Genomic DNA, 24,444 nt, shown 5'->3' on the forward strand with positions numbered 1-24,444 from the left:
CCATGCCCGCGATCCTCATTCACGGAGTCCCCGACACCCACCGCGTCTGGGCAGGCGTCCGCCGGCACCTGATGCGCACGGACGTGGAAGCCTGGGACCTGCCGGGCTTCGGCGCGCCACGCCCGGACGGCTTCGGCAGCACCAAGGAGGAGTACGCCGACTGGCTGATCGGCCGTCTGGAGGCGGTCGGCGAGCCGGTCGACCTGGTCGGCCACGACTGGGGCTGCATCCTCACCGCCCGGGTCGCGTCCCTGCGCCCGGACCTGGTACGCACCTGGGCCGGCGGCAACGGTCCCATCAGTGCTCGGTACGTCTGGCATCCGCTGGCCAGGATCTGGCAGGACCCGGTCGAGGGGGACCGCTTCATGGCCGAGCTGACGCCGCAGGGCTTCGCCGACGACCTGATCACCGGCTTCGAGGTGCCCGCCGACCTGGCCGAGGAGATGGTGCGGTACGTCGACGCGCCGATGAAGGACAGCATTCTCCAGCTCTACCGCTCCGCGGCGCGGATGGGCAGCGAGTGGGAGCCCGACCTGGTGAAGCTGACCGCGCCCGGCCTCGTGTTCTGGGGCGCACGCGACCCGGCCTGTCAGATCGAGTTCGCCGGCGAACTGGGCCGGGCCATCCGGGCGGAACGAGTGATCAAGCTCGACTGCAACCACTGGCCGCTGCTGCAGCGGCCGGCGCAGGTCGCCGCCGCCCTCGAGGAGCACTGGCAGCGCCACCAAGCCGCCTGACCCGGCGGCCCCAAGGGGCCGGCAGCCGCGCCGATGAGCCCCATCCGCCTGCCGGCCCCGGCCCAGAGCACCACTCCGGAAGAGCGCCGCCGCCTGCGCGCCCGCCAACGGCTGGCCACGGCCTGATGGTGTCCGATGCAGAACTGACGAAATTCCCGGCAGCTGTCACGAGTGCGGGGAGCTGTCCGGTCTTAGCTGGCGACCGGTTGGCACCGAATGGAGTAGGAATCTGATGAAGAATCTGGAACCGCAGGGGACTGTCGCTGTTCCCGGGCCGGCACGGATCGACACCCTCGACAGCCTGCGTGAGCACCTGCAGTGGGCGGTCGAGCTGGAACACGCGACGTTGCCGCCGTACCTGTGCGCGCTGTACTCCCTGGACCCGGAGCGCAACCCGGAGGCAATGGAGGTGGTGGGCAGCGTCTTCGCCGAGGAGATGTTGCACCTGGCGCTGGCCGCGAACCTGCTCAACGCCGTCGGCGGCCGGCCGCGCCTCGACATGCCGGAGATGTTGCCGCCGCATCCCCGGCGGCTGCCCCACAGCGACCTGGAACTGTCGCTGCTCCCGTTCGGCCCGGAGGCCCTGGAGATGTTCCTGCGCCTGGAGCGGCCGGCGCCGCCCGGCGCCCCGGCGCAAGGCGACGGCTACGAGACGATCGGGCAGTTCTACGACGCTGTCGAACAAGGACTGCGCCGCCTGTGCGAGCAGCTCGGCGAGCGAGAGGTCTTCTGCGGCGACCCCGCCCGCCAGGTGCGCGGCAGCCATTTCCGGCACACCGCGGGTTCGCTGTTCGCGGTGGAGGATCTGGAGTCGGCGCTGGGGGCGCTGGAGGAGATCGTCGAACAGGGTGAGGGCACGGCCCGGGGCGAGGTCTGGGACGGGGACCAGGACATCTTCCACCCCGAGCGGGACGAGGTCGCCCACTACTACCGTTTCCAGGAGCTCAAACTCGGCCGGCGCTACCGGCGCGGCGACACCCCGCAGTCCGGGCCGACCGGCGAGCCGATCTCGATGAACCTGGCCAGCGTGCGCCCGATGCGGCCCAACCCGCGGCTGTTCGATCACGCCCCGGGCAGCGACATCCGTACCGCGCAGGAAGAGTTCAACCGCGCCTACTGCACTTTGCTGAACCAGCTGGAGCAGGCCTTCGACGGCGACCCGAAACTGCTCGGGGCCGCCGTCGGCACCATGTACGCGCTCAAGGCCCAGGCCGGCGCCCTGATGCTGATGCCCGACGCGGACGGCACCACGGCCGGCCCTACCTTCGAGTACGTGCCGGCGTCATCGCCGGACTGATCGGGTTCTACGGCACCGTATCGACCCCCGCACAACCCATGGAGAACGCCGTTGCCGCCAGCCCCCGCAGCTGACCGAACCGCACCGCCTGCCACACCGGCTGTGGCGATGGCCTGGGCTGCCTCGGCGAACCCGGCACCGACGGCGGCAAGGGAGGGCGGTCAGGGCCCGGGCATCGGTTCCGCGCCCATGGGCTTTCCGGTGCCCGGCGCAGCCTGGTCGAGCTCGGCGAGCGCGGTCTTCAGCTCGGCGCGCCCCCTGATGCCGAGCTTCATGAAGACCTTGCGCAGGTGGTACTCGGCGGTGCGCGCGCTGATGAACAGCCGCGCGCCGATGTCCCGGTTCGTGAGTCCTTCGCGCGCGAGGCGCGCCACGTTGAGCTCCTGGTCGGTGAGTTGCGCCGCGGACCCGTGCGCGCGCACGCGCAAGGTCTCGCCGCTCGCGCTCAGCGCGCGTGCGGCCCGCTCGGCGAAGCCGTTCAAACCGATGCCCGACAACAACTCGTACGCGGCCCGGAGCTCGCGGCGCGCATCGTCGTGCCGGCCCTGGCGGCTCAGCTCCTCCCCGTACAACAAGCGGCAGCGCCCCACCATGATCGGGATCCGCTCGCGCTCGAAGCGCTCGATCGCATCCCGGTACCGGGCCTCGGCCTCGTCGCCTTCGTGCAGCTGCGCCTCTGCCATCACCAGCACGGCCGACGCCCAGTTGGTCCCCACCGGCCGCGTGACGTTCGCCAGTTGCTCGAACGCCTGCTCGGCCAGCTCGCGCTCACCGGTGTGCGTGGCCGCCTCGACGAGCTCGAGCAGCGTGCGCATCGCATGACTCAGCTCGTGCGTGTACGGCAGCTCACGGCGACCGCCGGCCACCGCCTCGGCGAAGCGTCCCAGGCCGTTGTAGAGGATGGCCTCCGCGAAGTTGACCGCACTCAGACCGTAGCCCTCGCCACGCGCTTGCGCGTCGGGTCGGATCTGCGCCGCCAGGCGTTCCGCCTCGCCGGCCTGTCCCCGGTACGCCGCCAGGAAGAGCCGCCCGTACTGCGGCAGCGGGTGGCCGGTGACGTCCTTGATGGCGTCGATCTCGTCACAGGAGGCCTCGGCCGCGTCCAGCTCGCCATCGACCGTCTGCGCCACCATCAGCAGGCTCAGGGCGATCGGCAGCACCGTCACGACGCCTTCGGCGCGGGCGAGCTCGACCTGCCGATCGGCGAGCGCGCGGAGCGCGCGGGCGTCCCAGAGGTCCTGCGCGGCGCGGGAGGCGAACCACATCCAGTGCAGCTCGAGCGAGTCGGGGGCCTGCTCGAGGAAGGCGCGCTGCGCCCGGCGCAGGGTCTCGAGCGCGGCCTCCTGCCCTTTGGCGGCGAGCAGCGCCTGGCCGCGCAGGATCAGGTCCCGCGCACGGTCGGAGTCCTCACCGGAGGTCGCCTCCAGGATCGCGTTCGAGACCGCGGCCACCTGCTCGGCGTCACCGAGCCGACCCCCGTAGATCGCGGCCGACAGCGCCTCGATGTAGGTGTCTCGGGCGAGCACCGGGTCGAGCCCTTCGAGACCCTGCGCCGCGGCGAGGAGGAGCTGCGGCCCGCTGCTGTCGCGCCGCAGCGCGTATCCGGCACGGGCGCGCAGCCGGGCGACGAGCGCCTCCTGCAACGCGGTGAGTGGATGGTCGCGGGCGGTGTCGAGCAGGCGCAGGGCCGCTGCGGGCGCGCCCGCCTCGTGCTTGGCCTCGGCGGCCGCGATCAGCCGCTGCCCGCGGCGGACCGGCTCGGGGGTCAGCTCCGCCGCCCGCTCCAGGAACGCGCCCGCGGCGGCCGCGCCGCCGCGGGTCCGCGCACGCACCGCGGACCGCTCAAGGTCGGCGGCGACCTCCTCGTCCGGGCGCAGCGTCGCGCTGGCGCGATGCCATGCCCGGCGATCCGGGTCCTGGTCGACGTTGGTGACGTCGGCCAGTGCGGCGTGGACGCGCCGCCGGTCCTCCGGCGACGCCGCCCGGTAGATCGCCGATCGCACGAGCGGATGGCGGAAGCCGACGCGCGTGCCGACGACGAGCGCGTCGGCGTCCCTGGCGGCGTCGAAGTCCTCCGTGCCCAGTCCCAGCGCCGCGCTCGCACGCCACAGCAGCTCGGGATCTCCGGTCGGGTCGGCAGCCGCCAGCAGCAACAGCAGGCGCGCCGGCTCGGGCAGCGGCTCGAGCTGCGCGACCAGGCTCTGCTCGATGCGGCTCTCCAGCGGCATCGCGCCGGTGAGAGCGAACCCGCCGGCGATCTCGGCCGGGCTCAGCGCCCGGGGCAGCTCCCGCAGCGCGAGCGGGTTGCCGCGCGCCTCCGCGATCAGCTGGTCGCGCACCCGCCGGTCGAGGCCGCCGGGGGCCGCGAGGCGCAGGAGCTCGCGCGCGTCGTCGTGACCCACCCCCTCGACGACCATCTGCCGAAGCCCGGCGAACACCTCGCCGACCGTGCGCATGGCGAGCACGATGGCGATCCCCTCGGCGTCGAGACGCCGGGCGGCGAACGCGACAGCGCGCGCCGATGCCTCGTCGAGCCACTGCGCGTCGTCGACGATGCAGAGCAGCGCCCGGTCGCCCGCCGCCTCGGTGAGCAGCCCGAGCAGTGCGAGCCCGACGAGGAACGGGCTGGGCGCGGAGGCCTGGCGCAGGCCGAACGCCGCCTCGATCGCCTCGCGCTGCGGGGTGGGCAGGCGCCCGGCCGAGCTCATCATGTGCCCGCACAACTGCTGCAGGCCGGCGTAGGCCAGCTCCATCTCGGACTCCGACGCGACGATGCGCTCGACCCGGACGTCGGTCGCGGCGCGCGCCGCCACGCGGTCCACGAGCGCGGTCTTGCCGACGCCGGCCTCGCCGGAGACGACCAGCGCGCCGCTGTGACCGGCGCGGGCACGGTCCACCAGCGCGTCCAGCTCCGCCAACTCGCGATGCCGTCCCCGCAGCGGCGCGGTCTCTGTCACGGTGTCACCTTCGCTGGGGTTTACCGATGCATGGTGCCTTTGGCGCGCAAGATCCTATCTGAGACATAGCGGCGACACGGGCCGCGGGTCTTCGGCGGCGGAGTTTCAGACGCCGGATGCCGACAACGCTGAAGGCGGGAACCGGATCCGGTTCCCGCCTGCTTGATTTTCAGCGTGCGGTGGCGAAGAGGAACGCGCTGTCCCGCTCGGCGCGCCGGACGCCGGCGGCCGGCGGTGCTACTCGACGGCGCGCAGGTACACGGGGAGTTCCTGGTGACCGTTGCTGATGAGAGTGGGTACCGGCCGCAACGCGTCGGCCGGTGCCGCGAGTGACATGGCGGGGAAACGCTCGAAGAGCTGGCGGAGGGCTTCTGCGACTTCGAGCCGGGCCAGGGGAGCGCCGAGGCAGAAGTGCACGCCGTGGCCGAACGCCAGATGGTCCTTCACCTTGCGGGTGACGTCGAAGGTGTCGGCGTCCGGCCCGTGCCAGTCCGGGTGACGGTTGGCGGCCCCATACGCGGCGAGGATGGGGTCTCCCGCGGCGATGACCTGTCCGTCGGGCAGCTTGATGTCGGTCACGGCGAAGCGCAGCGGCAAGTACTTGATGGCGGGCTCGGCGCGAAGGGTTTCCTCCACCACGTCCTCCCAGGTAGCCCGGCCGGTGCGGATGAGGTGGAGCTGGTCGGGGGACGTCAGCATCGCAAAGATGGCCTGGTCGATGACGTTGACGGTCGTCTCGTACCCGGCGCTGATCATCAGAATCATCGTGTCGCGCAGTTCGACATCGGTGAAGCCGGTGCCGTCCGACTCCTCGTCGCGTGCCGCGATGAGGAGGGAGGTCATGTCGTCGCCGGGGTTGCCGCGCTTGATGGCGATCAACTGGTCAATGGTCTCAAAAAGGCGTGCGGTGTTGGCCTGGGCCTGCTCAGGGGTGAGCGTGCTGTCGAAGACGTTGTCGACGAGCTGCCGGAAATCGTCCCGCTGGTCTTCCGGTACGCCCATCAGGTGGCCGATCACGGCGATGGGCAGCGGGTAGGCCAGTCGCTCGCGCAGGTTCACGACCTGGCCGGGGGGTGCCGCGGCGAGGTCGTCGATCAACTCGGTGACCAGGGATCGGATGGTCGGCTTCAGCTCGGCGATGCGGCGTGCGCTGAAGGCGGGCGCGACCATCCGCCGTAACCTGCGGTGGTCGTTGCCGTACGCAGTGAGCATGCTCTGCACCTCGATCCACAGGGCGAGCGGCCACGTGCTGATCGTCTGCTGAAAGGCCGGGTAGTGGGCGCGGCCGTTCTTGGAGACATCGGGGCTGGTGAGCAGAGTCTTGAGCAGGGCGGGGTCGGTGACTGCCCAGGCGCGCAGGCCGAGGATGTCCACGGGGGTGGCCGGGCCACGAGCCCGCAGGGCCTGGTATTCAGCATGCCGGTCGGCACCGGTGGGGTCGATGACGAACGGGGAAGGCTGGGACATGTGTCTTCTCCTTACGGTCGCAGCAGCGTTCACGGTCGCGGCTGAGCCGCGTACTCCGGTCGGTCCTCAGCGGTGCCGGCGATGCGACGATGGACGTCGCCGGCACTGGTCTTCGTAGCCTCGCGCTCGAGCAGGCGCGGCTACCATGTTTGGTCGCCGGCACGAACCAGCATCTCGTTGACGGCGACCCGCCGCTCTCGCGTGACGACGTAGCTGATTGCGTCCGCGATGTCCTCCGGCCGCAGCGCCTCGATTCCGTCGATCTGCCGGCGGGCCGTGTCCCGGGTGGTGTCGCTGAGGTGGTTCACCAGTTCGGTGTCCACGGTGCCGGGCTCCACCACGCTGACCCGGACGCGTTCGCTGACCAGTTCCTGGCGAAGCGATTCGGCGAACGCGTTCAGCCCGGACTTGGTCAGGCCGTAGACGCTGCTCCCCGGGCGGGCGACTCGCCCGGCCGTCGAGCTGACGTTCACCAGATCCGCCACCTGCCGCGGGGATGTCGACGCCGCGTAGATCAGGTGCGGGATGGCGGCGTGCGTGACATGCAGCAGCGCCGCCACGTTGAGCGAGATCATCCGATCCCACTCCTCGATGGTGGTGTGCAGCGCCGAGTTGAGCAGCATGATCCCGGCGTTGTTGACCAGGATGTCCAGGCGCCCGAACCGATCCAGCGTGTCCTGCACCACGTCGTCGGCGCGTTCGGGCTCGGTGATGTCGGCCTCGAACGCGACCGCCTCTCCGCCGAGCTTCGCGATGTCGCGCGCGACCTGGTCCAGGCGGTTGCGGCGACGCGCGACCAGGGCCACCGCCGCGCCCTCGCGAGCGAGGCGGCGCGCGGTCGCGGCGCCGATTCCGCTGCTGGCGCCGGTGACGAGCGCGACGGCTCCGTCTAACGGCCGTTCGTACATGACTGCCTCATCTCCTCGGGTCGATGGCGACGCGGATCATTTGCTGATGGGCCTTGGGTGCCACGCCGGCCGGTGACGGTGACGGCGGCGGCGTCGTGGAACACCTCGCCCGGGTCGGCGCCGAGCCGCTTGAGCTCGTCGTACGCGGCGTGGAGCTCGTTGACGACCAGGTGCAGGCCCTGAGCCCTGCCCGGCGTCTGAGACGTGACCGACGTGCCGACGATGACCGACGCCGGGCGAGCCGGGCGGGGTCATCGGCTTCATGTCCATGACCGCTTCTCCTGTGCTCGGACGAAATGCGGGCACGACGAGAATCGCGTGGTTGCCCTCCGGATCGCACCAGGGAGTCTCACTGGTCAACCGGGGCCAGGGAAGGACATGGGTACGAGCGGCCGCCCGTGGCCACCCCCGCCGGCGACGTTCACGATCGGCGGCACGGTCGGTGTGATCCCGCGCATCCACCTCCGCGCGTAGCTCTTGCGCATCGGCGTAGAAATCGCCGAAGCCGGGGTCCTCGATGCGGTCGCCCTGAGCCTCCCCGCTGCCGGGAGAGGGCCGGGTGACCGGCGGAGCAAGGTCGAGCTCGTCGACGTCGTCGTCATCGCCGTGGGCGAGGTCCTGCTCGTCACCGCCTCAGAGGGAGGCCCAGATGGGACCTGCCGTGGGGCTTCCAGCGCCTCGCCGGCCCGCCGGGGCTCTTGGGGGCTTTAGGGTCGAGACGGTATGAGCCGGGCGGCATGAACGAAGGTGAGGCGGAGCGCGCGTGATACGGGTAGTGGTGGTGGACGACGAGGCACTGGTCCGGTCGGGCTTCGAACTCATTCTGGGCGCGTCGGAGGACATTGAAGTTGTCGCGACCGCGAGCGGCGGCGAGGCCGTGGAGACCGTCCGCCGGGAGCGGCCCGACGTGGTCCTGCTGGACATCCGGATGCCGGACGTCGACGGGCTCACCATCCTGCGCGAGCTGCGGATGATGCCGGATCCGCCGTGGGTGGCGATGCTGACGACGTTCGACGCCGACGAGTACATCCTGACCGCGTTGCACTGCGGTGCGGCCGGTTTCCTGCTCAAGGACACCGAGCCGGAGCAGCTTGCCCACCTGGTGCGCACCCTGGCCGCGGGCGGTGTGGTGCTCTCCCCCAAGGCGTCGCGGACACTGCTGCACAGTCACCCCGGCACCGAGGCGGCTGTCGACGAGGAGGCGGCTCGCGTCCGGCTGCTCACCCCCCGCGAGCGTGACGTCCTGGTCCTGGTGTCGGAGGGGTTATCGAACGCCGACATCGGGGCGCGTATCCACCTGGGCGCCGGCACGGTCAAAGACCATGTCAGCGCGATCCTCACGAAACTGCGGGTGACGAGCCGGGTACAGGCCGCACTGCTGGCACAGCGGGCCGGGCTGCTCGACGAACGCAAGCAGTCACAGGCCGGCTGATGAGCCGCGCAGGCGCCCTGTGGGGGCGCGTGCCCGCGCCGGTCGTCGACCTCGCCCTGGTGGCGGTGGCGGCCCTGGACGTGTGGGTGAACACCTGGGAGGAAACCCGCCTCGGCGTCGCGTTCGCCGTGCTCGGCTGCGGCGCGCTGGTCTTCCGGCGCAGATTCCCGTTCGCCGTCTTCCTGCTCACCCTGCCGATCATGGTCACGACCGAGGTGGCCGTCGCTCCGCTCGTGGCGCTGTTCACCGTGGCCGAACGCTCCCGCAACCGCCGCTTTCTCGCGGTATGCGTCGCCTTGACCGCCATCGCGGGCAGCATTCCGTGGCCTCCCTCCGACCTCTCCGAAGTCGGCCAGACCTTTACGCTGCTCTTCTTCGTCTACAACCTGGCGATCGCCGTCGCCCCGGTCCTGTTCGGTCAGCTCGTCCAGGCGCGACGGGACCTGGCCCGGCGCCTGGAGGAGATCGAGGAGGCAAGGGAACACGAACGTGTCCTGCACGCTCAGGCCGCGGTCGCCAGGGAACGTGCCCAACTGTCTCGGGAGATGCACGACGTGGTTTCCCACCAGGTGAGCCTGATCGCGGTGCAGGCCGGAGCCCTGCAGGTCGCTACCAAGGACCCGGAGGCCCGGCAGGCTGCCCGTACCATCCGCTCGTTGAGCGTTGCCACGCTCAACGAACTGCGCACCATGGTCACGTTGCTGCGCGCCTCCGGCGGCCACACCACCGAGCTGACTCCTCAGCCCACCCTGGCCGACCTGCGCAAACTGGTGGAATCAAGCGGCACTCACGCGGAGCTGACGGGTGAGCTGTCGCCCACCGTGGGCACACCCGCGCAACGGGCCATCTACCGCACGGTCCAGGAGGCGCTGACCAACGTCCGCAAGCACGCCCCCGGCGCCACCGCTTGCGTCGAGCTGTGGCAGGAAGGCGACGACGTGGGAGTGACCGTCACCAACACCCCGCCCACGCGTCCCTCCCTCTCCCTCCCCGGTTCGCAGCAGGGCTTGGTCGGTCTGCGGGAACGGGCCGAGATCCTGCACGGCACCCTGGATGCGGGCCCGACCACGGAGGGCAGCTACCGGGTGCGGCTGCGGATTCCCCTCAGCGCGGACTGACCGACCCCTCATGCTGTTCCGTCGGCTTGCGGCTCACGAGACCCACTCGTGGTCCGCGTCCGGCAAGGAGAGGGGGCTGGCGCCCGTGCTCCGCCCGGCCTGCACGCTCGTCCAGCTCCCCGTCCTGACCGTGTCCGGTGCCGCGTCAGGACAGCGAAGATCCCGACACCAGGCTGACGGCCCTGGTTTCCCGCCTCGCCCACGGGCGGACGACGGGAGCTTGACGAGGCGTCCCAGGCGGCCGTACCAGTGTGGATCTCGCCCGCGGGCTCACCGACGCCTGTGGCCTCCGTCAGCGGCCTGACGGAGACCGAACAGGGCCGATATGCGACTCAGCGACATCGGCCACGCCCTCCTCACCGGCAGCTGTGACAAGTCGCCGCGTCACTTCAGCAGGGTGCTGACCAAGGCGACGGCCACCCCTAGGAGCGCGTCGGTACAGCCGATCCTGACGGCTTGTCCCCACGTGCGGCCCGCGGCCCGGGAGGCGAGCAGGCCCCAGCACAGCAGCAGGACGGTGTTGATTCCGAAGGCGACGTACTCGATGCCCTGGGAACGCCACCAGCCAAGGCCCGACCCACACAGCAGCAGTGTGGTGGGCAACGCCGCCACTACCAGCGGCCATTCGGCGAGCACGGCACGCATCACACCCCGTACGCCGGGATGGCCCTGCGCGTCGCGGTGTGCGATCTGGTGGGCATAACCATGAGCCAGGGCCGAGGCGAGGGCGGTGAACAGGACCCACTGAGCGTCATCCATGCGCGCCGCCCGAGTCGCCTCGCCGAACTGCGTCAGCGCGGCAACGGCCGAACTCGACACCAGGAGCCCGTACACGCCGCCGAACAGCGCAGTCGGCTGGGCCAGCCAGTCCCACACCACACGTCTGCAACGGATGGCGGACTCGGTGCGCATAAGGGGCCTTTCGCGGTCTTGGTTTCCGTGAGTGTCGGTGCGTGGGGTTGTCCGGTCGGGAGTGGGGCAGTGGACGATCGGACAACCCTGCGTGTGATGGGTCATCACGCGGGGGCCAGGAGCTGGGTGGCCGCCAGCTGCGCGTACAGCCAGTCCTGGGCCACCAGTTCCTCATGGGTGCCCACCGAACGGACCCGGCCGGCGTCCATGACGACGATCCGGTCGGCACCTGTCACCGTCGACAGGCGGTGGGCCACCACCAGCACGGTGGTCTCGCGGGCCACCTCCGTGATGACGTCCCGCAACGCCAGCTCGTTGACCGCGTCGAGCTGCGAGGTCGCCTCGTCCAGGAGCAGCAGCCGGGGCTTGCGGAGCAGGGCGCGGGCGATGGCGATGCGCTGCCGTTCGCCGCCCGACAGCTTCGAACCGCGGTATCCGACCGGGGTGTCCAGGCCGTGGGGCAGGCGCTCGACGAGGGTGTCGAGCTTCGTCCGAGCCAGGACGTCGCGGATGTCGTCGTCCGTCGCATTGGGCGCGGCGAAGACCAGGTTCTCCCTCAGCGTGCCGGCCAGCACCGGAGCGTCCTGCTCGACATAGCCGATGGCGGAGCGCAGTTGAGGCAGTGACCAGTCCCGTACGTCCTTGCCGTCGACCAGAACTCGGCCGCCGATGGCCTCGTAGAACCGCTCGATGAGCGCGAACACCGTCGACTTGCCCGCGCCCGAGGGGCCCACGAAGGCGGTCATCCCGGTGCGTGGTACCTCGAAGCTCACCTGCTGGTGGGTGTACGGCAGGCCCGGACGGTAGCGGAAGGACACATCCTCGAAGCGGACCGACGCCGGACCCGACACCGCTGTCCCCTGCCTGGGCAGGGCGCCCTCCTGCCGGGCGGTCGGCTCCGTCGACAGGCGTTCCACCTGCGCGATCCGGGAGATCGCGGCCGCCCCCTCCTGATAGGAGGACACGGCGTCAACCAGCTTGGACACTGGCTCGATCAGATAGAAGAGGTACAGCAGGAAGGCGATGAGGGTGGACACGGGGATCTCCCCGGACGCCACCCGCGCCCCGCCGACCGCGAGCACGGCGAGGAAGGCCAGCTGTACGGCGAGTTCGTCGGCCGAGCCCGCCACGGACTCCCACTTCGCGCTCTTCACGCCGTGCCGCCACGCCCGCCGCGCCGCCGCCTCCACCCGGGCCGTCTCCCGCTCCTCGGCACCGGACGCCTTCACGGTGCGAAGCGCCCCGAGAGCCCGCTCCAGCGCGACGGAGATCTCCCCGACCGCCTGCTGGGACCGCTCGGTGGCGCGGGCGATCCTCGGCATCACCAGGGCGACGGCCCCGCCGACCAGCACGACCACACCGAGCGTCACGCCCAGCAGTACGACATCCAGGAACGCCATCATCACGATCGCCGCCACGAAGGCCACCACACCCGTGGCCGCGGACACGACCGCCTGCGTACTGACCGCCCGCAACAGCGTCGTGTCCGAGGTGACCCGGGACATCAGATCACCCGGCGGGATCCGCTCCCACTCCGCGATCCGCAGCCGCAGCAACCGCCCCACCAGGGTGCGCCGCGCGGCCAGCACCACCGACTCCGCCGTCCGCTCCAGCACATACGCGCCGAACGCCTCGACCGCCGTGCCCAGCAGCACCAGCGCGGTGAGCACGATCAGGATCCCGGCAATTGTCTCACCTGTCGCGAGCCGATCCACGAGTGCCTTGGTGGCCAGCGGCTGCAGCAGTCCCCCCGCGGCCCCGACCAGGGCGCACAGCAGGCCGAGGGCGACGGCCCACCGGTGCGGCCGGACATAGGCGCACAGTGCCTTGACCGTCTCTCGGTCGGACAGGGAAGTTTCATCCGTCGTCGGGGCGGATGCGGTGTTCACGAAGTTCCTTTCTTCTGCAGTCTGCCAGGCACCGCATCAGCGGTCCGGCGCACCAGTGCGTACATGATCAGGTGTCGGGTCAGTGGCCGAGTCCGGCTGTACTCGTGGCGAGGGTGTGCACCAACGCTTCGGTTACCTCAGGACGGACGACGAACAGGACGAAGGCGCCCGCCGCCAGCGTCAGACCGAGGAATTCCAGAAACTCGCCGCTGCCGGGGACGGCGTCACGGCCCGGTACGTCGGCCGATGATCCGAGGAAGCCCTCGCGCTCGTTGTGTCGCGCACGGTGTGTCATGCCTCCAGCCTGGAAGCCCGTCCGCCCCACGCCCACCCGGCAACTGTCGGGTCCACCCCCGCCGAGTGGCTGAAGAAGACCGCCGTCCGGTCGCACCGGACCGGCCGGGGACGAGACTCCGCCGGTCGGCAGGGCGGTACCCGCCGATCGGCGGGGGCGGTACCGAAGACTGCCGGATGGTCCACCCCCTGACGTCCACACGAGATTCTCCGTATGACACAGACGCAGCCGCCGCAGGAGACACCGGCTCTGCAGGAGAAGTCGCCTCCGCAGCCCCGAACCCCGCCCGAGTCCGCCGTGCCGGCCTCGCCCCGTCCCTCGATGGGACGCCTCGTCGGGGTGGATCTGGCCCGCGCACTGGCGGTGTTCGGCATGTACGTCGTGCACATCGGCCCCCCGCTGTCGGCCACGGACGGCGTCGCCAGCTGGATCCGGTACCTGTCGGACGGTCACTCATCGGTCCTGTTCGCCACTCTCGCCGGGTTCTCCCTGATGCTGATCGCCGGCCGCAGAGAGCCGAAGACCGGCCTGGCCGGCCGGCAGGCGAAAGCCCGCATCGCGATCCGCGCCGTGATCCTGCTGGCGCTGGGCACCGCGATGGCAATGGTTTACGGGGGAGTGATCATCCTCAACTTCTACGGCGTCTTCTTCCTCCTCGCCCTGCCCCTGGTGCGACTGCGCGCCAGGACACTCGCGATCACCGCGTCCGTCCTCGCCCTCGTCACACCGCAGCTGGCCTTCGCCCTCAACTCGCTGCTGACCGAATCGGTCCAGCAGAGCATCAACGCCTACGACCCGCTCCACCGCCTCAGCGACGTGGGAGTGCTCGATCTGCTGCTCACCGGCTTCTACCCGGCGCTCACGTGGATGTCGTTCGTGATCGCGGGCATGGCGCTGGGCCGCCTCGACCTGTCCTCCGGCACTGTCCAGCGGCGCCTGGCCGCGCTCGGCGCCGCCCTCACCGCGACCGCGTATGGCATGTCCTTGCTACTGGCCGGCAAGGACGCGTTGCGGAGCCTCTCGGAAGACGGGCCGTCGTCCAGCGGCTCCGGGTCAATGCCCCTCGACAGCGGGTCGTTCCCCGATATGCCGGCGTCGATGCTCCTGACGGCCGGGCCGCACAGCGGCACCACGTTCGACATCATCGGCAGCGTCGGCGTCGCGATCCTCGTGATCGTGGGCGCAACGGTGGCGATGGACCGCCTGCCGCGACTGCGCCGCCTGGCGAAACCGGTCATCGCTGTGGGCACCATGTCCCTGACCGCCTACGTCGGCCACTTCATCGCACAGTCCGTGCTGCCCGGAGAGTCCGGCACCCAGTCATGGGTGCCGCTGCTCATGTACGTCCTCGGGGCGATCGTGTTCGCCGCGATCTGGCCCCGCTTCTTCCGGCGTGGACCCCTGGAGTACCTGCTCAACGCCGCCACCAAGCCGGCGAAGTACATCCGATGAGACCAGGCCGGGGTGGGACGCCTCCACGTCCCACCCCGGCCTGGACCGCTCAAGGATCCAGCAAACGCATAATCCTTGCAGGCTTCCACCCGTAAGCCTGGCTCGTCGCCGAAAGGTGCACCGAGGGCCGCCAGTTCGTGTGCAGCCTGGCTCCGCCCACCACCCGAACCAGCGATAGCACCACTCCTGTTGCGCTGTGTATGTTGACTGCGCTCCGCCAGGCGATCGCTCGGAGTGGTACCACAGCTCGCCTTCAGATCATGGCCGAGTGATCGCTAAATGGTCCCAGGACTGACTGACAATCGGTCCCATTTCTCACTGTCCAAGCCACGGAACCTTCTGCCGGCTCTATCAGGTGCCTCCCGGGCAGCTGGGGCTACCTGACTCCGACGCCACATCGGTGTGTGGCGGCCGTGTCTGCCGACGAGCGATGGTTACAGTGAGTGAAAGATCCGATTCAGAGGGAGATCCTATGCGGCGACGCGCACTGCTGGCCGCGGTAGGGCTGAGCATCCCCGTCCACGTACTCCAGCGGTTCGACGACATGCTCGCCGTGACGCCGGAGCCGGGAACTCCTGCCGGACCGGAGGAGCTCAGGCGTCGGCTCCAGCTGGCGCGGCAACAGTACGACACCAGCGCGCTGACCGTGCTGGTGTCGCAACTGCCCGGCCTGCTCACGTCGGCACGCGACATGGCCGAACGTTCCAAGACGCCGGACGCATGGGCGCTGCTATCGGGCTGCTACGACCTGGCGACGGACACCATAAACAAGGTCGGCCACAAGCCGACGGCCAGGATCACCGCGGACCGGGCCGTTCTGTACGCGGACCGCTCCGAGGATCCGGTAGCGATGGGCGCCAGCGCGCGGGCGCTCGGCATGGTGTTGCGCACGGAGGGACGCCACCAGGCCGCCACCACCGTCTTCCAGCGGGCGATAGACCGGCTGGCGGCTACGGGGTTGCGCACCCCGGCGCAGGCCAACACCTACATGCGGTTGATGTGCGCCAACGCGTACGCGGCTAGCTGGGCAGGTGACAGGGCGGGCGCGTTGGAGCAGGTAGGCGACGCGCACCGGGCGGCCGACCGGCTTGCACGGGTCGCGGGCCAGCCAGGCGCTGGCGCGCGTGCGTTCGTCCGCCTGTACGAGGTCGACATCCATTACGCCTTGGGGGATTCGGGCGCGGCGCTGCGCGTGGCCAGTGGCCTGCACCCGGGCATGTTCCCCACGCCGGAGCGGCGTGGACGGCTGCATACGGACATGGCGCGGGTCTGGTGGCAGGCGCGCCAGCCAGAGGAGACCGCCGCTGCGCTGCTGGCCGCACACGAGCAGGCGCCCGGCGAGGTCCGCGATCGGCCGTCGATCCGGAGGATCGCTGACGACCTCGCCGCTCACTATCCGCGCGTGCCGGGGGTACGCGAGCTCACGGCCGCCGTAGGCCGCCCGAGCACCGCCTGATCATCCGGTCGGGTCATTCTGCTGTCCTCCTGCGACGGTAGCCTTGCCGCGGCATTGCGGGCGCCCGGAGCGTCGTGCAGCCTGACCCGGTTCGAGGCCATGAGCGACGCCGAGTTGTGGGCGCTCATCGGCACCCTGTGGCAGGAGCAGGCGCTGCCGCTGGACGATCCGCTGGCCACCTTCTGGCCCGAGGTCGTCGGCCACCCTCTCGGCCACGTCACCCCCTGCATCTGCTCGCCCACACCGCGGAGCTGCCGCTCCGCGCCAACCTCAGGCCATCGTACGGCGCCGACCCGCGAGCCATCCGCGACGGTGTCCTGCACGGGCGTTGCAGCGCCAACCGGATCAGGCGGTGGAATACACCGACCGCTCCGCGATCATCCTCGGCTGGCTGGCCGAATATCTCACCGCCACGCCCCTGGACCAACTCGCCCAGAACAGAACCTGGCGGCCGCTCGGCATGTCACGAACGTGCTTTGCTGCTTAGGCTCGGCTGAGGCGAAGCTGATAGCTGATCCGCTGCCCTCCATCGCAACTTCACTGCGTCATTGATACTCGCCGCGGGACAGGGCGTCGCCGAGCTGCTTCCGGGAGCTGATCCCCAGCTTGTCGAAGATCTTGCGGAGGTGCCATTCGACCGTGCGCGGGCTCAGGAAGAGACGAGCCCCGATCTCCGGGTTGGAGAGGCCGTCCCGTACGAGCAGGGCGATCTGCTCCTCCTGCGCCGTCAACTCGTCACTCGTCGAGGCCCCGTTCTTGCGCTTGCGGACGGTCTCGCCCGTGGCGAGCAGCTCGCGGCGGGCACGCTCGGCGAAGGCCTCCATCCCGATCGACAGGAACATCTCGTACGCGGTACGCAGGTGAGCCCGCGCCTCGGCCCGCTGACGGTCCCGGCGCAACCACTCGCCGTACAGCAGGTGAGCGCGCGCCAGTTCGGGGCGCAGGATCGTCCGGCCCAACCGCTCGATCGCCTCGCGGTAGAGGTCGTCCGCGGTGGCGTCGTCGCTCAGCAGCGCGCGGCAGCGAGCCAGGATTCCCTGTGCCCAGTCCGTGTCGCACGGTTCTGCCGCATCCGCCAGACCTTCGAGCGCCCCGCGGGCGGCCGTTGCGTCTCCGACGCGTGCCGCCGCCTCGACGAGCTCGGGCAGCGCCCATTGGGAGACCAGCGCGTTGGCGCTCCGGGTGGTGGCCTGGGCCGCCGGCAGCGCGAGCCCATGGCGGGCGAGACCGTTGTACAGGACCGCGGCCGCCCAGTGGGCGGACGCGACGCCATTCAGCTGACCACTGGCGCCGGCCTCCTCGACCGTGGCGGCGATCACCGCCGAGGCCTCGGTCTCTTTACCCTGCATCGCCGTCAGCAGGAGCTGGGTGTGCTGCGTCATGGGCACGCCGGTCGCATCGGCGACGGCTTCGGCTTGGGCGACGACCGCGGCGCCCGCGGCGAAATCGCCGCTCAACACCTTCGGTATCCCCAAGCCATGGAGGTAGATGGGGAGCTCGGACAGGGCGCCGGTCGTGCGCAACTCCTCGATCACCCTGACCGGCCACTCGGCCATGATCCGGTCCTCCCAGATGAGCGCGGTCAAGCCACCGCCCGCCCAGCTCCATTTCAGGACGTCCTGCAGGGGAGCGTTGGTGAGCGCGGCCACCGCCCTTCGCAACGTGGGTAGCGCGGCACTGCGGCCGTCGGTGATGAGCAGCGCGTTGCCCTCGAGCACGAGATCGAGGGGGCGCGGATTCCCTTCGGGAGAGGGGAGTTTCCTTATCGCCCGCGAGATCGCCAGGAGGCTGTCCCGGTTCGCGGCCCCATAGGATGCGCTGGCCCAGGCGATGAGATAGGTCTCCCGCGCCAGATCCAAGTCGAAGGGCTCCAGCCGCTGCGCGGCCGTCAGCAACATCAGCGGCGCCTCGTTGTTGAAGCCGGCCGCGAACGTGATGTGACCGCGTACCAGGAGGGCTCGCACGCGTTGGAACTCGCTCTGGGCATCCCGGTCGGCGATGTCGGCGAATTGGCGCGCGGCTTCGATGTCGCCCGCCCGAAGGCTGGTGCCCGCAGCCGTCAAGGCACGTTCGGCGCGCCGCGAGGTGTCGATGGTCAGTGCCACGGATCGCTGCAGGAACGCCGCTGCGGCGGCCAGCCCGCCGCGTGCCTGCGCCCGGCCGGCAGACCGTTCCAGTTCGGCGGCGACGGTCTCATCGGGCGCGGCCGTCGCGGACGCGAGGTGCCAGGCACGGCGGTCCGGGTCCACCTGCGCGTCGGTGACCTCCGCCAACGCAAGATGGACTGCCCGGCGGTCCCTCTCCTTCGCCGACCGGTACACGGCCGACCGCACGAGCGGGTGACGGAAGATCACCCGTACGTCGAACTCCAGCAGCCCGTCCGTCCCGCTCGCCAGGACCGTCGCCGGCGTGACGCCGAGCCGTTCGGCGGCACGCCACACCAACGAAGGGTCGCCGACCGGCTCGGCGGCGGCGGCCAGCAGGAGTAGCCGGGTCTGCTCGGGCAGGCCTTCGATCCGGGCCAGGAAGCTCTGCTCGATCCGGCTCGGCAGCTTGCCGGCGTCCAGGAGGCCGGATCCGCCCGCCACCCGGGTCACGGCCAGCTCGCGCGGCAGCTCCAGCAAGGCAAGCGGGTTGCCCCTGGTCTCGGCCACGAACCGATCGCGGATGTCCTGATCGATCCGGACGTTCGTCGCCGAGCTCAGCAGGGCGTGTGCGTCTGCGGCCTTCAGCCCGGTGACCTCCAGCTCCGGTAGTCCGAGCAGGTCCTGATCCCGCCGGCGAGAGCCGAAGACGAGGGCGACCGACTCCGCCAGCAGCCGCCGGGCGACGAAGCCGAGGACCTGCGCCGAGGACCGGTCCATCCACTGCGCGTCGTCGACCACACAGAGCAGGGGACCCGCCTCCGAGGCGTCCGACAGCAGACTCAGCACCGCCAGGCCCACCAGGAAGCGTTCGGGCGGGGTTCCCCCTCGCATCCCGAACACCGTCTCGAGCGCATCGCGCTGCGGCGCGGGAAGGCTCTCCAGTCGATCCAGCAGCGGCGCACATAACTGATGCAATGTGGCGAAAGCCAATTCCATCTCGGACTCGACACCGACCGCACGCAGCACCCGCATGCCGGTCGCCGAGTTCTCCGCGTACTCCAGCAGTGCGGACTTTCCGACCCCCGGCGCGCCGTGCACCACGAGCACGCGACTCTCTCCCATGCGGACGGCCGCGATCATCTGATCGAGAAGAGCACACTCCGACTGCCGCCCGAGCAGCCCGACGCTCACACCGTGCCCGGCGCCCCGCTTACGTTGGTCCACGGTCCTCCGACTTTTGTCCCAATTGCACCACTCTGAATACACCGAAGATGCAGGCCGAGCCAAGTCTTCGGGCTCGGGGCGACGGCAGTTTGATCGAGGCTGGGCGTTCCGCCCGCCGCTTCGGTGGCGATGGCTGCGGGCGACCGTGGAGCTGGCCACACCTATGAAGGCGAGCGAGGTCGCATGGTCGATGAGGCCGAGCCCGGCGAACCCGGTCGTCAGGAGGACGCGGCAGGCCCGCCTGTCCTCCTCGGCGTCACCACGTGCCGGGCAGGTCGTAGGCCCCGTAGACGAACCCGTCGTGCTCCCCCCGGTGAGGGAAGCGTCGTGAACGGCGGTTCACCGTCCGGCGCGGCTGCGGTCTGGCCGGCCCTTCGCACCGCCGGGACCGGCTCGGCGACTGGCGCCTTGAGCAGGCAGCAAATTCGGGTAGGGGGCTTTCGTGAAGAACTCGTCAGGTCGGCCGCATCTCACGCTGGGGCTGGTGGTGCACCCGGACCGGCCCGTCCTGGACTCCGTACGGCTGATCACCCGGTACGCGCGGCGCGCCGGGGCCGTCGTCATCGCCCACGGGGGCGACGCCGAGCGGGTGGGGCCGGAGGTCGTCACCGTCGCTCCCGAGGAGTTCGCCGACCGGGTGGACGTCGTGATCAGCCTCGGCGGGGACGGCACCATGCTGGGCGCGATGCGCCTGGTCGTCGGCCGTGACGCGCCGGTGCTCGGTGTCAACCACGGCCACCTGGGCTTCCTCATCGAGGTCAGCCCGTCGGAGCTGGAGCAGGCCCTCGACCGCCTGGCCGAGGGACGCTACACGCTCGAGCCGCACAGCTGCCTGGAGGCGGGCGACTTCACCGCGTTCAACGACATCGTGCTCGCCTCCGCCGAGCCGCTGTCGAGCCTGACACTCGACCTCGAGGTCAACGGGCTGCGGCACGGCTACTACCGGGGGGACGCGGTGATCGCCTGCACGCCTACGGGCTCGACGGCCTACAACCGCTGATCTTCTCCGTGGACGGCACGCCCGCCCACCCGCTCCGACCCGGGGCCGACCTGTCCGTACGGCTGCGCACCGATGCCGTGGACGTCGTCCGGTTCGACGTCGGCACCCACCTGCAGCGCAACCGGGTCAAGCTCAGCCTGCTGGACCTGCCGCTCAGGCGGGACCAGCTCGTGGAGCTCATCCCCGAGCCGCTGCGCGAACAGGCCGAGCGCCTCCGCCAGTCTCGCCCGGCGGACTGGACCGGGTAGACGCCGGCGGCCGTCCATCAAGCCGGGACGGGGGGAGTCCACGACCTGGCGGCCGTGTGATGCGCAGGGTCAGTTCCGGCGGATGGGGAGGAGCACGGCGGACGGGTGCCGCGGGTCATGGAAGACCTGCTGGTCGGCGGTGCGAAGGGTGGCAGCGGTGGCCCGGGGTTCGCCGGTGCCGGGGTTGCGGTTGTAGCGGGGGAAGGCGCCGCTGGAGACCTGGACGCGGATGCGGTGGCCGCGCTTGAACCGGTACGCGGTCGGCCACAGGGTCACCGTGGCGGGGGTGATCTCGTCGGCGCGGGTGAGGCTGATCAGGCCGTCGCATACGTTGAACGAGCGGCCGCCGGTATCGACGTCGCACACCCGGACGAACACGTCGGCGTACGGCAGGCTGGAGCGGAAGAAGATCTCGGCGCTCACCTCGCCGATGACCTCGACGTCCTGTTCCAATACGGGCGTCGTGTAGGTGAGGACGTCGGGCCGGGCCTCAAGGGCGGCGTTGTCGACGCGGCCGGCCTTCTCGCCGAAAGCCATGCGGACGCCGCCGAGGGCGGGGGTGGGGTCGGCGGGGTCGTAGCGGTAGCCGTCCGGGGACGAGTCGGCGGGCGCTTCGGCGGAGAGGGCGCCGCCCGGCTGGAGGTGGAGGCGCTGGGGCTCGTATCCCGGCGGCGGCCAGGACGGGAAGTCGCGCCACTTCTCCTCGCCCATGACGAACAGGCGTACCGGGGCGCGCTCGGCCGGTTCCTCGCCCCGGGCCAGGGCCAGGCCGAAGCCGAGGGCCTCGGCGGCGGCCGTCTGCCCGACGCCCATGGAGATGTGGGCCCAGGGGCCGACGGTGAGGCGGACGAGAGAGCGGCCGGCGTCCTGAAGGGACCGGTGGTCACGGAGCTGGCCGGGCAGGAAGATGTCGTACCAGCCGCCGACGCTGCTCACCGGCACCTGGATGTCGGGGACCCGGTGGCGGTGGTCGAGGTCCTGCCAGAACGGGCTGTCGGCGTCGTGGGCGAGGATGTTCTGAATGTAGTCGGAGCGGTGGCCCACGGCGGCGGTGTCGGCCTGGTTCAGCGGCAGCGTGCGCAGGGCACGCTGGACCTTCTTCGCCCCCAGCAGTTGGCGCGGCATCGCGAACCGGCGTTCCTGGCCCGCGACCTGGACGCCCCAGACGAACGGGGTCTCCAGGGAGAAGCCGTCTCCACGGAGGAAGTCCAGGGTGAGCGCCGATTCGGACACTGCCGGGATCATGGCCTTGACCTGGGGCGGTACGGCGTCGGCGACCGCCCACTGGACGAAGCCGAGATAGCTGGAGCCGTACAGGATCAGCGACTCGCCGAACCAGGGCTGTTTGATCACCCAGGCCAGGGTGTCGAGGCCGTCCTCGCGCTCGCGGCGCAGCGGGTCGAAGGGGCCGTCGGAGCCGAAGGTGCCGCGGGTGCTCTGGATCAGCACCTGGAAACCGCGCTCGGCCAGCGGCCGGGCCATCGGGTCCGCGGTCAGGCCAGCCCTGCCGTACGGGGCGCGGATGAGCGCGGTGGGCAGGCCGCGCCGCCTGTCTTCGGGAACCAGCGGTCGGCCAGCAGCACGGCCCCGTCGCGCATCGGGACGGGCAGGTCGCGTTCGACGGTCAGATCCCTGGTGAGGGGCGGGGGCAGGCGCAGCACGCGCTGGACGAGGTGGCTGTTCAGGTTCATCGGGGGCCGTCTCCTGATCTGCGGGCGAGGGCTGACGAGAGGCGCAGCAGGCGGTCGGCCACTTCCTCAGGATCGAGGGGGTCGTCGGCGTCGATCAGCCAGTCGTTGACGATCGTGCCGGTCCCGCCGGTGATCAGAGCTGCCAGGTCCCGTGCCGTGGTCTCGCCGAGGTCGCCGAACACCTCCCGCAGACCTGTCGTGGTGACGAGCGAGCCGAACAGCTTGTTCAGGGCCCGGGTCATGGGGAAGGCGCAGGATCCGGTGAGCATCGCGCGGTAGAAGGGCCGGTGCCGGGCGAAGTGCCGGGCCATCGCCAGCACGCGCGCGTGATGTGGCGCGCCGCCGTCGGCCACCTCGGGCATGAGCTCCCGTTCGACCAGGTCGGCCGCGGCCGCCACGAGCAGCGCGTCACGGTCCCCGAACTGCAGGTACACCAGCTGGCGGCTGACGTTCGCGGCGTCGGCGAGGTCGCCGACGGGCAGGGCGGTGGTGCCGCGCTCGGAGACCAGGCGTACGGCCGCGGCCATGAGCGCGGCGCGGGAACGCTGCACGCGGCGGTCTTGTCGATCCTGCATGTTCTCAACCCTAGACATGTGTTAAAAAATAGACAACTGTTAAATCAGTCGATTTAGCGCTGCAAGGAGCCGCCATGTCCGCAGTCGAGTCCCGCGAGCCCGAGGTCCGTACCGCCGCCGGCGTGGTGCGCGGCCGTACGGAGGGCGGCCTGGCCGTCTTCCGTGGCATTCCGTACGCCGAACCGCCGATCGGTGCGGCCCGCTTCCAGGCGCCCCGGCGCGTGCGCGGCTGGGACGGCGTACGGGAGGCGTACGCCTTCGGTCCACCGACGCCGCAGGACGCGAGCATCGCCGGCCGCAGCGGCGGCGATCTTTTCCTGGGCACGGGCGACGAGTGGCTGACGGTCAACGTCTGGACCCCGGAGCCGGACCCGGCCGCCCGCCGCCCGGTGCTGGTGTGGATCCACGGCGGCGCCTACAAGCACGGCTTCTCCGGGAGTCCTGGCTACGACGCCCAGCACATCGCCCGCGACGGCGACGTGGTGTTCGTGTCGCTGAACTACCGCCTCGGCGTCGAGGGCTTCGCCCGCATCGACGGCGCGCCCGCCAACCGGGGCCTGCTCGACCAGGTCGCCGCCCTGGAGTGGGTGCGGGAGAACATCACGGCATTCGGTGGCGACCCCGGCCAGGTGACCGTCCTCGGTGATTCGGCCGGTGCGGGGTCGGTCGCCGCGCTGATGGTCATGCCGAGCGCGGCGGGGCTGTTCCGGCGGGCCGTCGGGCAGAGCCTGCCGGGCACGTTCTTCTCCGACGCCCTGGCCAGGGACGTCGCGACGGCCATCGCGGCCGAGGCGGGCCTGCGTCCGACGGCCGGGGATCTGTCCGGCGTGGATCCGCGGCAACTGCCCAAAGTGGGGCACGCCCTGGAGTCGAAGATGCGGCAGTACGAGGACCGCTGGGGCCCGTTCGCGCACACGCTCACTCCCTTCTCTCCTGTCGTCGACGGCGAGGTGCTGCCGGCCGCGCCCTGGCAGGCACTGGCGAGCGGCGCGGGACGGGACGTGGAGCTGATCATCGGCCACAACCGCGACGAGTACCGCACGTTCCTCCTCTTCTCCGGACAACTCGGCAAGGTCACCGAGGAGCAGGCGGCGGAGGCGCTGCGCCTCTTCGGCCCCGGCGACGATGGCGAGCGGGCCTACCGCGCGGCGTTCCCGGACGCGTCCGCCGAGGAGCTGTGCGAACGCGTGCAGAGCGACTGGCTGTTCCGCATGCCGACGCTGCACCTGGCCGAGGCGCAGGCCGCCGGCGGCGGACGGGCGTACCTGTACGAGCTGACCTGGCAGTCCCCGGGCATGGGCGGGGTGCTGCGCGCCTGCCATGGCCTGGACGGCCCGCTGCTGTTCGGCACCTACGACGCCCATCTCGGCCCGGCGACCATCGGCCCCGAGCCTACTGCCGAGGCCCGCGACCTGACGTCCCAGATCCGCACGGCCTGGACGTCCTTCGCGACCTCGGGCGACCCGGGCTGGCCCGCGTACGACTCCCGGCAGCGTATGACCCGGATCTTCGACACGCCGCCTGCGGTGACGGCGTATCCCGAGGGGACCTCGCGCCGCCTGTGGCAGGACCACGTCTTCGAGGCGCTTCCCCTGCTGGACGCCTGAGTGGACGCGGATACGCCGCTCAGTAGGCGTCGGGTTCATCCCGGAACGGCGGGACGGATGCGCCGTCGCGACAGAGTTCTGACCCCGTGCCC

General features: G+C 70.8%; 20 protein-coding genes. 10 read left to right on the forward strand and 10 right to left on the reverse strand.

Annotation, left to right across the window (positions count from 1 at the left end; all coding sequences use genetic code 11):
• Positions 1 to 2 precede the first annotated feature (2 nt).
• Together ABN273_RS39745 and ABN273_RS39750 are read left to right on the forward strand one after the other, a co-directional pair.
• Positions 3 to 737: an alpha/beta fold hydrolase gene (locus ABN273_RS39745; protein WP_349454454.1), complete on the forward strand. Its 735-nt coding sequence runs from the start codon at positions 3 to 5 to the stop codon at positions 735 to 737.
• A gap of 232 nt (positions 738 to 969) precedes the next feature.
• Positions 970 to 2,034 carry a ferritin-like domain-containing protein gene (locus ABN273_RS39750; RefSeq protein WP_349454455.1) on the forward strand — a complete coding sequence of 355 codons (1,065 nt, stop codon included), beginning with the start codon at positions 970 to 972 and terminating at the stop codon, positions 2,032 to 2,034.
• A gap of 161 nt (positions 2,035 to 2,195) precedes the next feature.
• On the opposite strand, the gene ABN273_RS39755 is transcribed toward ABN273_RS39750, so the two are convergent.
• The 3 genes from ABN273_RS39755 to ABN273_RS39765 all read right to left on the reverse strand — a co-directional run bounded on the left by ABN273_RS39755 (position 2,196) and on the right by ABN273_RS39765 (position 7,366).
• On the reverse strand, positions 2,196 to 4,991 hold the full coding sequence (locus ABN273_RS39755; RefSeq protein ID WP_349454456.1) for an AAA family ATPase: 2,796 nt from the start codon (positions 4,989 to 4,991) through the stop codon (positions 2,196 to 2,198).
• 237 nt (positions 4,992 to 5,228) lie between these two features.
• Entirely contained in the window at positions 5,229 to 6,458 is a 1,230-nt protein-coding gene (locus ABN273_RS39760; RefSeq protein WP_349454457.1) for a cytochrome P450 family protein, read from the reverse strand.
• 140 nt (positions 6,459 to 6,598) lie between these two features.
• Positions 6,599 to 7,366 (reverse strand): SDR family NAD(P)-dependent oxidoreductase, encoded by a 768-nt coding sequence (locus ABN273_RS39765; protein ID WP_349454458.1) that lies wholly within the window; start codon positions 7,364 to 7,366, stop codon positions 6,599 to 6,601.
• Positions 7,367 to 8,129: 763 nt separating this feature from the next.
• Between ABN273_RS39765 and ABN273_RS39770 the strand changes: the two genes are divergently transcribed.
• Together ABN273_RS39770 and ABN273_RS39775 are read left to right on the forward strand one after the other, a co-directional pair.
• Positions 8,130 to 8,798 carry a response regulator gene (locus ABN273_RS39770; protein WP_349454459.1) on the forward strand — a complete coding sequence of 223 codons (669 nt, stop codon included), beginning with the start codon at positions 8,130 to 8,132 and terminating at the stop codon, positions 8,796 to 8,798.
• Complete coding sequence (locus tag ABN273_RS39775; protein WP_349454460.1) at positions 8,798 to 9,916, forward strand: sensor histidine kinase; 1,119 nt, start codon at positions 8,798 to 8,800, stop codon at positions 9,914 to 9,916. Before ABN273_RS39770 ends, ABN273_RS39775 begins: the two co-directional genes overlap by 1 nt.
• Before the next feature lie 384 nt (positions 9,917 to 10,300).
• Here ABN273_RS39775 and ABN273_RS39780 read toward each other — a convergent pair whose 3' ends face one another.
• The 3 genes from ABN273_RS39780 to ABN273_RS39790 all read right to left on the reverse strand — a co-directional run bounded on the left by ABN273_RS39780 (position 10,301) and on the right by ABN273_RS39790 (position 13,012).
• Complete coding sequence (locus ABN273_RS39780) at positions 10,301 to 10,828, reverse strand: hypothetical protein (RefSeq protein WP_349454462.1); 528 nt, start codon at positions 10,826 to 10,828, stop codon at positions 10,301 to 10,303.
• 104 nt (positions 10,829 to 10,932) lie between these two features.
• On the reverse strand, positions 10,933 to 12,717 hold the full coding sequence (locus ABN273_RS39785) for an ABC transporter ATP-binding protein (RefSeq protein ID WP_349454463.1): 1,785 nt from the start codon (positions 12,715 to 12,717) through the stop codon (positions 10,933 to 10,935).
• 79 nt (positions 12,718 to 12,796) lie between these two features.
• The gene (locus ABN273_RS39790; RefSeq protein ID WP_349454465.1) at positions 12,797 to 13,012 is read right to left on the reverse strand and encodes a hypothetical protein; all 216 of its coding nucleotides are present in this window, start codon (positions 13,010 to 13,012) and stop codon (positions 12,797 to 12,799) included.
• Positions 13,013 to 13,225: 213 nt separating this feature from the next.
• Between ABN273_RS39790 and ABN273_RS39795 the strand changes: the two genes are divergently transcribed.
• The 3 genes from ABN273_RS39795 to ABN273_RS39805 all read left to right on the forward strand — a co-directional run bounded on the left by ABN273_RS39795 (position 13,226) and on the right by ABN273_RS39805 (position 16,407).
• Positions 13,226 to 14,464: a DUF418 domain-containing protein gene (locus ABN273_RS39795; protein ID WP_349454467.1), complete on the forward strand. Its 1,239-nt coding sequence runs from the start codon at positions 13,226 to 13,228 to the stop codon at positions 14,462 to 14,464.
• A gap of 472 nt (positions 14,465 to 14,936) precedes the next feature.
• Entirely contained in the window at positions 14,937 to 15,920 is a 984-nt protein-coding gene (locus tag ABN273_RS39800) for a hypothetical protein (RefSeq protein WP_349454469.1), read from the forward strand.
• Positions 15,921 to 16,197: 277 nt separating this feature from the next.
• Entirely contained in the window at positions 16,198 to 16,407 is a 210-nt protein-coding gene (locus ABN273_RS39805) for a serine hydrolase (RefSeq protein ID WP_349454528.1), read from the forward strand.
• Between the two features lie 58 nt (positions 16,408 to 16,465).
• Here the strand turns inward: ABN273_RS39805 and ABN273_RS39810 are convergent, their stop codons facing one another.
• Positions 16,466 to 19,231 (reverse strand): helix-turn-helix transcriptional regulator, encoded by a 2,766-nt coding sequence (locus tag ABN273_RS39810; RefSeq protein ID WP_349454471.1) that lies wholly within the window; start codon positions 19,229 to 19,231, stop codon positions 16,466 to 16,468.
• 442 nt (positions 19,232 to 19,673) lie between these two features.
• Between ABN273_RS39810 and ABN273_RS39815 the strand changes: the two genes are divergently transcribed.
• Both ABN273_RS39815 and ABN273_RS39820 read left to right on the forward strand, forming a co-directional pair.
• On the forward strand, positions 19,674 to 20,231 hold the full coding sequence (locus ABN273_RS39815; RefSeq protein WP_349454472.1) for an NAD(+)/NADH kinase: 558 nt from the start codon (positions 19,674 to 19,676) through the stop codon (positions 20,229 to 20,231).
• Between the two features lie 8 nt (positions 20,232 to 20,239).
• Positions 20,240 to 20,479 (forward strand): hypothetical protein, encoded by a 240-nt coding sequence (locus ABN273_RS39820; RefSeq protein WP_349454473.1) that lies wholly within the window; start codon positions 20,240 to 20,242, stop codon positions 20,477 to 20,479.
• A gap of 69 nt (positions 20,480 to 20,548) precedes the next feature.
• On the opposite strand, the gene ABN273_RS39825 is transcribed toward ABN273_RS39820, so the two are convergent.
• Genes ABN273_RS39825 through ABN273_RS39835 form a run of 3 tightly spaced genes read right to left on the reverse strand, consistent with a single transcriptional unit; the run spans position 20,549 to position 22,745 of the window.
• Positions 20,549 to 22,045 (reverse strand): CocE/NonD family hydrolase, encoded by a 1,497-nt coding sequence (locus ABN273_RS39825; RefSeq protein ID WP_349454529.1) that lies wholly within the window; start codon positions 22,043 to 22,045, stop codon positions 20,549 to 20,551.
• Positions 21,973 to 22,170, reverse strand: coding sequence for a hypothetical protein (locus tag ABN273_RS39830; protein ID WP_349454474.1), 198 nt, complete (start codon positions 22,168 to 22,170; stop codon positions 21,973 to 21,975). Before ABN273_RS39830 ends, ABN273_RS39825 begins: the two co-directional genes overlap by 73 nt.
• On the reverse strand, positions 22,167 to 22,745 hold the full coding sequence (locus ABN273_RS39835) for a TetR/AcrR family transcriptional regulator (protein WP_349454475.1): 579 nt from the start codon (positions 22,743 to 22,745) through the stop codon (positions 22,167 to 22,169). The genes ABN273_RS39830 and ABN273_RS39835 overlap by 4 nt, the downstream gene beginning before the upstream one ends.
• 74 nt (positions 22,746 to 22,819) lie before the next feature.
• Here ABN273_RS39835 and ABN273_RS39840 point away from each other — a divergent pair, with 74 nt between their 5' ends.
• Positions 22,820 to 24,352 (forward strand): carboxylesterase/lipase family protein, encoded by a 1,533-nt coding sequence (locus ABN273_RS39840; protein ID WP_349454476.1) that lies wholly within the window; start codon positions 22,820 to 22,822, stop codon positions 24,350 to 24,352.
• Positions 24,353 to 24,444 lie beyond the last annotated feature (92 nt).

This window comes from Nonomuraea sp. B19D2 (assembly GCF_040137845.1).
Classification (GTDB): domain Bacteria; phylum Actinomycetota; class Actinomycetes; order Streptosporangiales; family Streptosporangiaceae; genus Nonomuraea.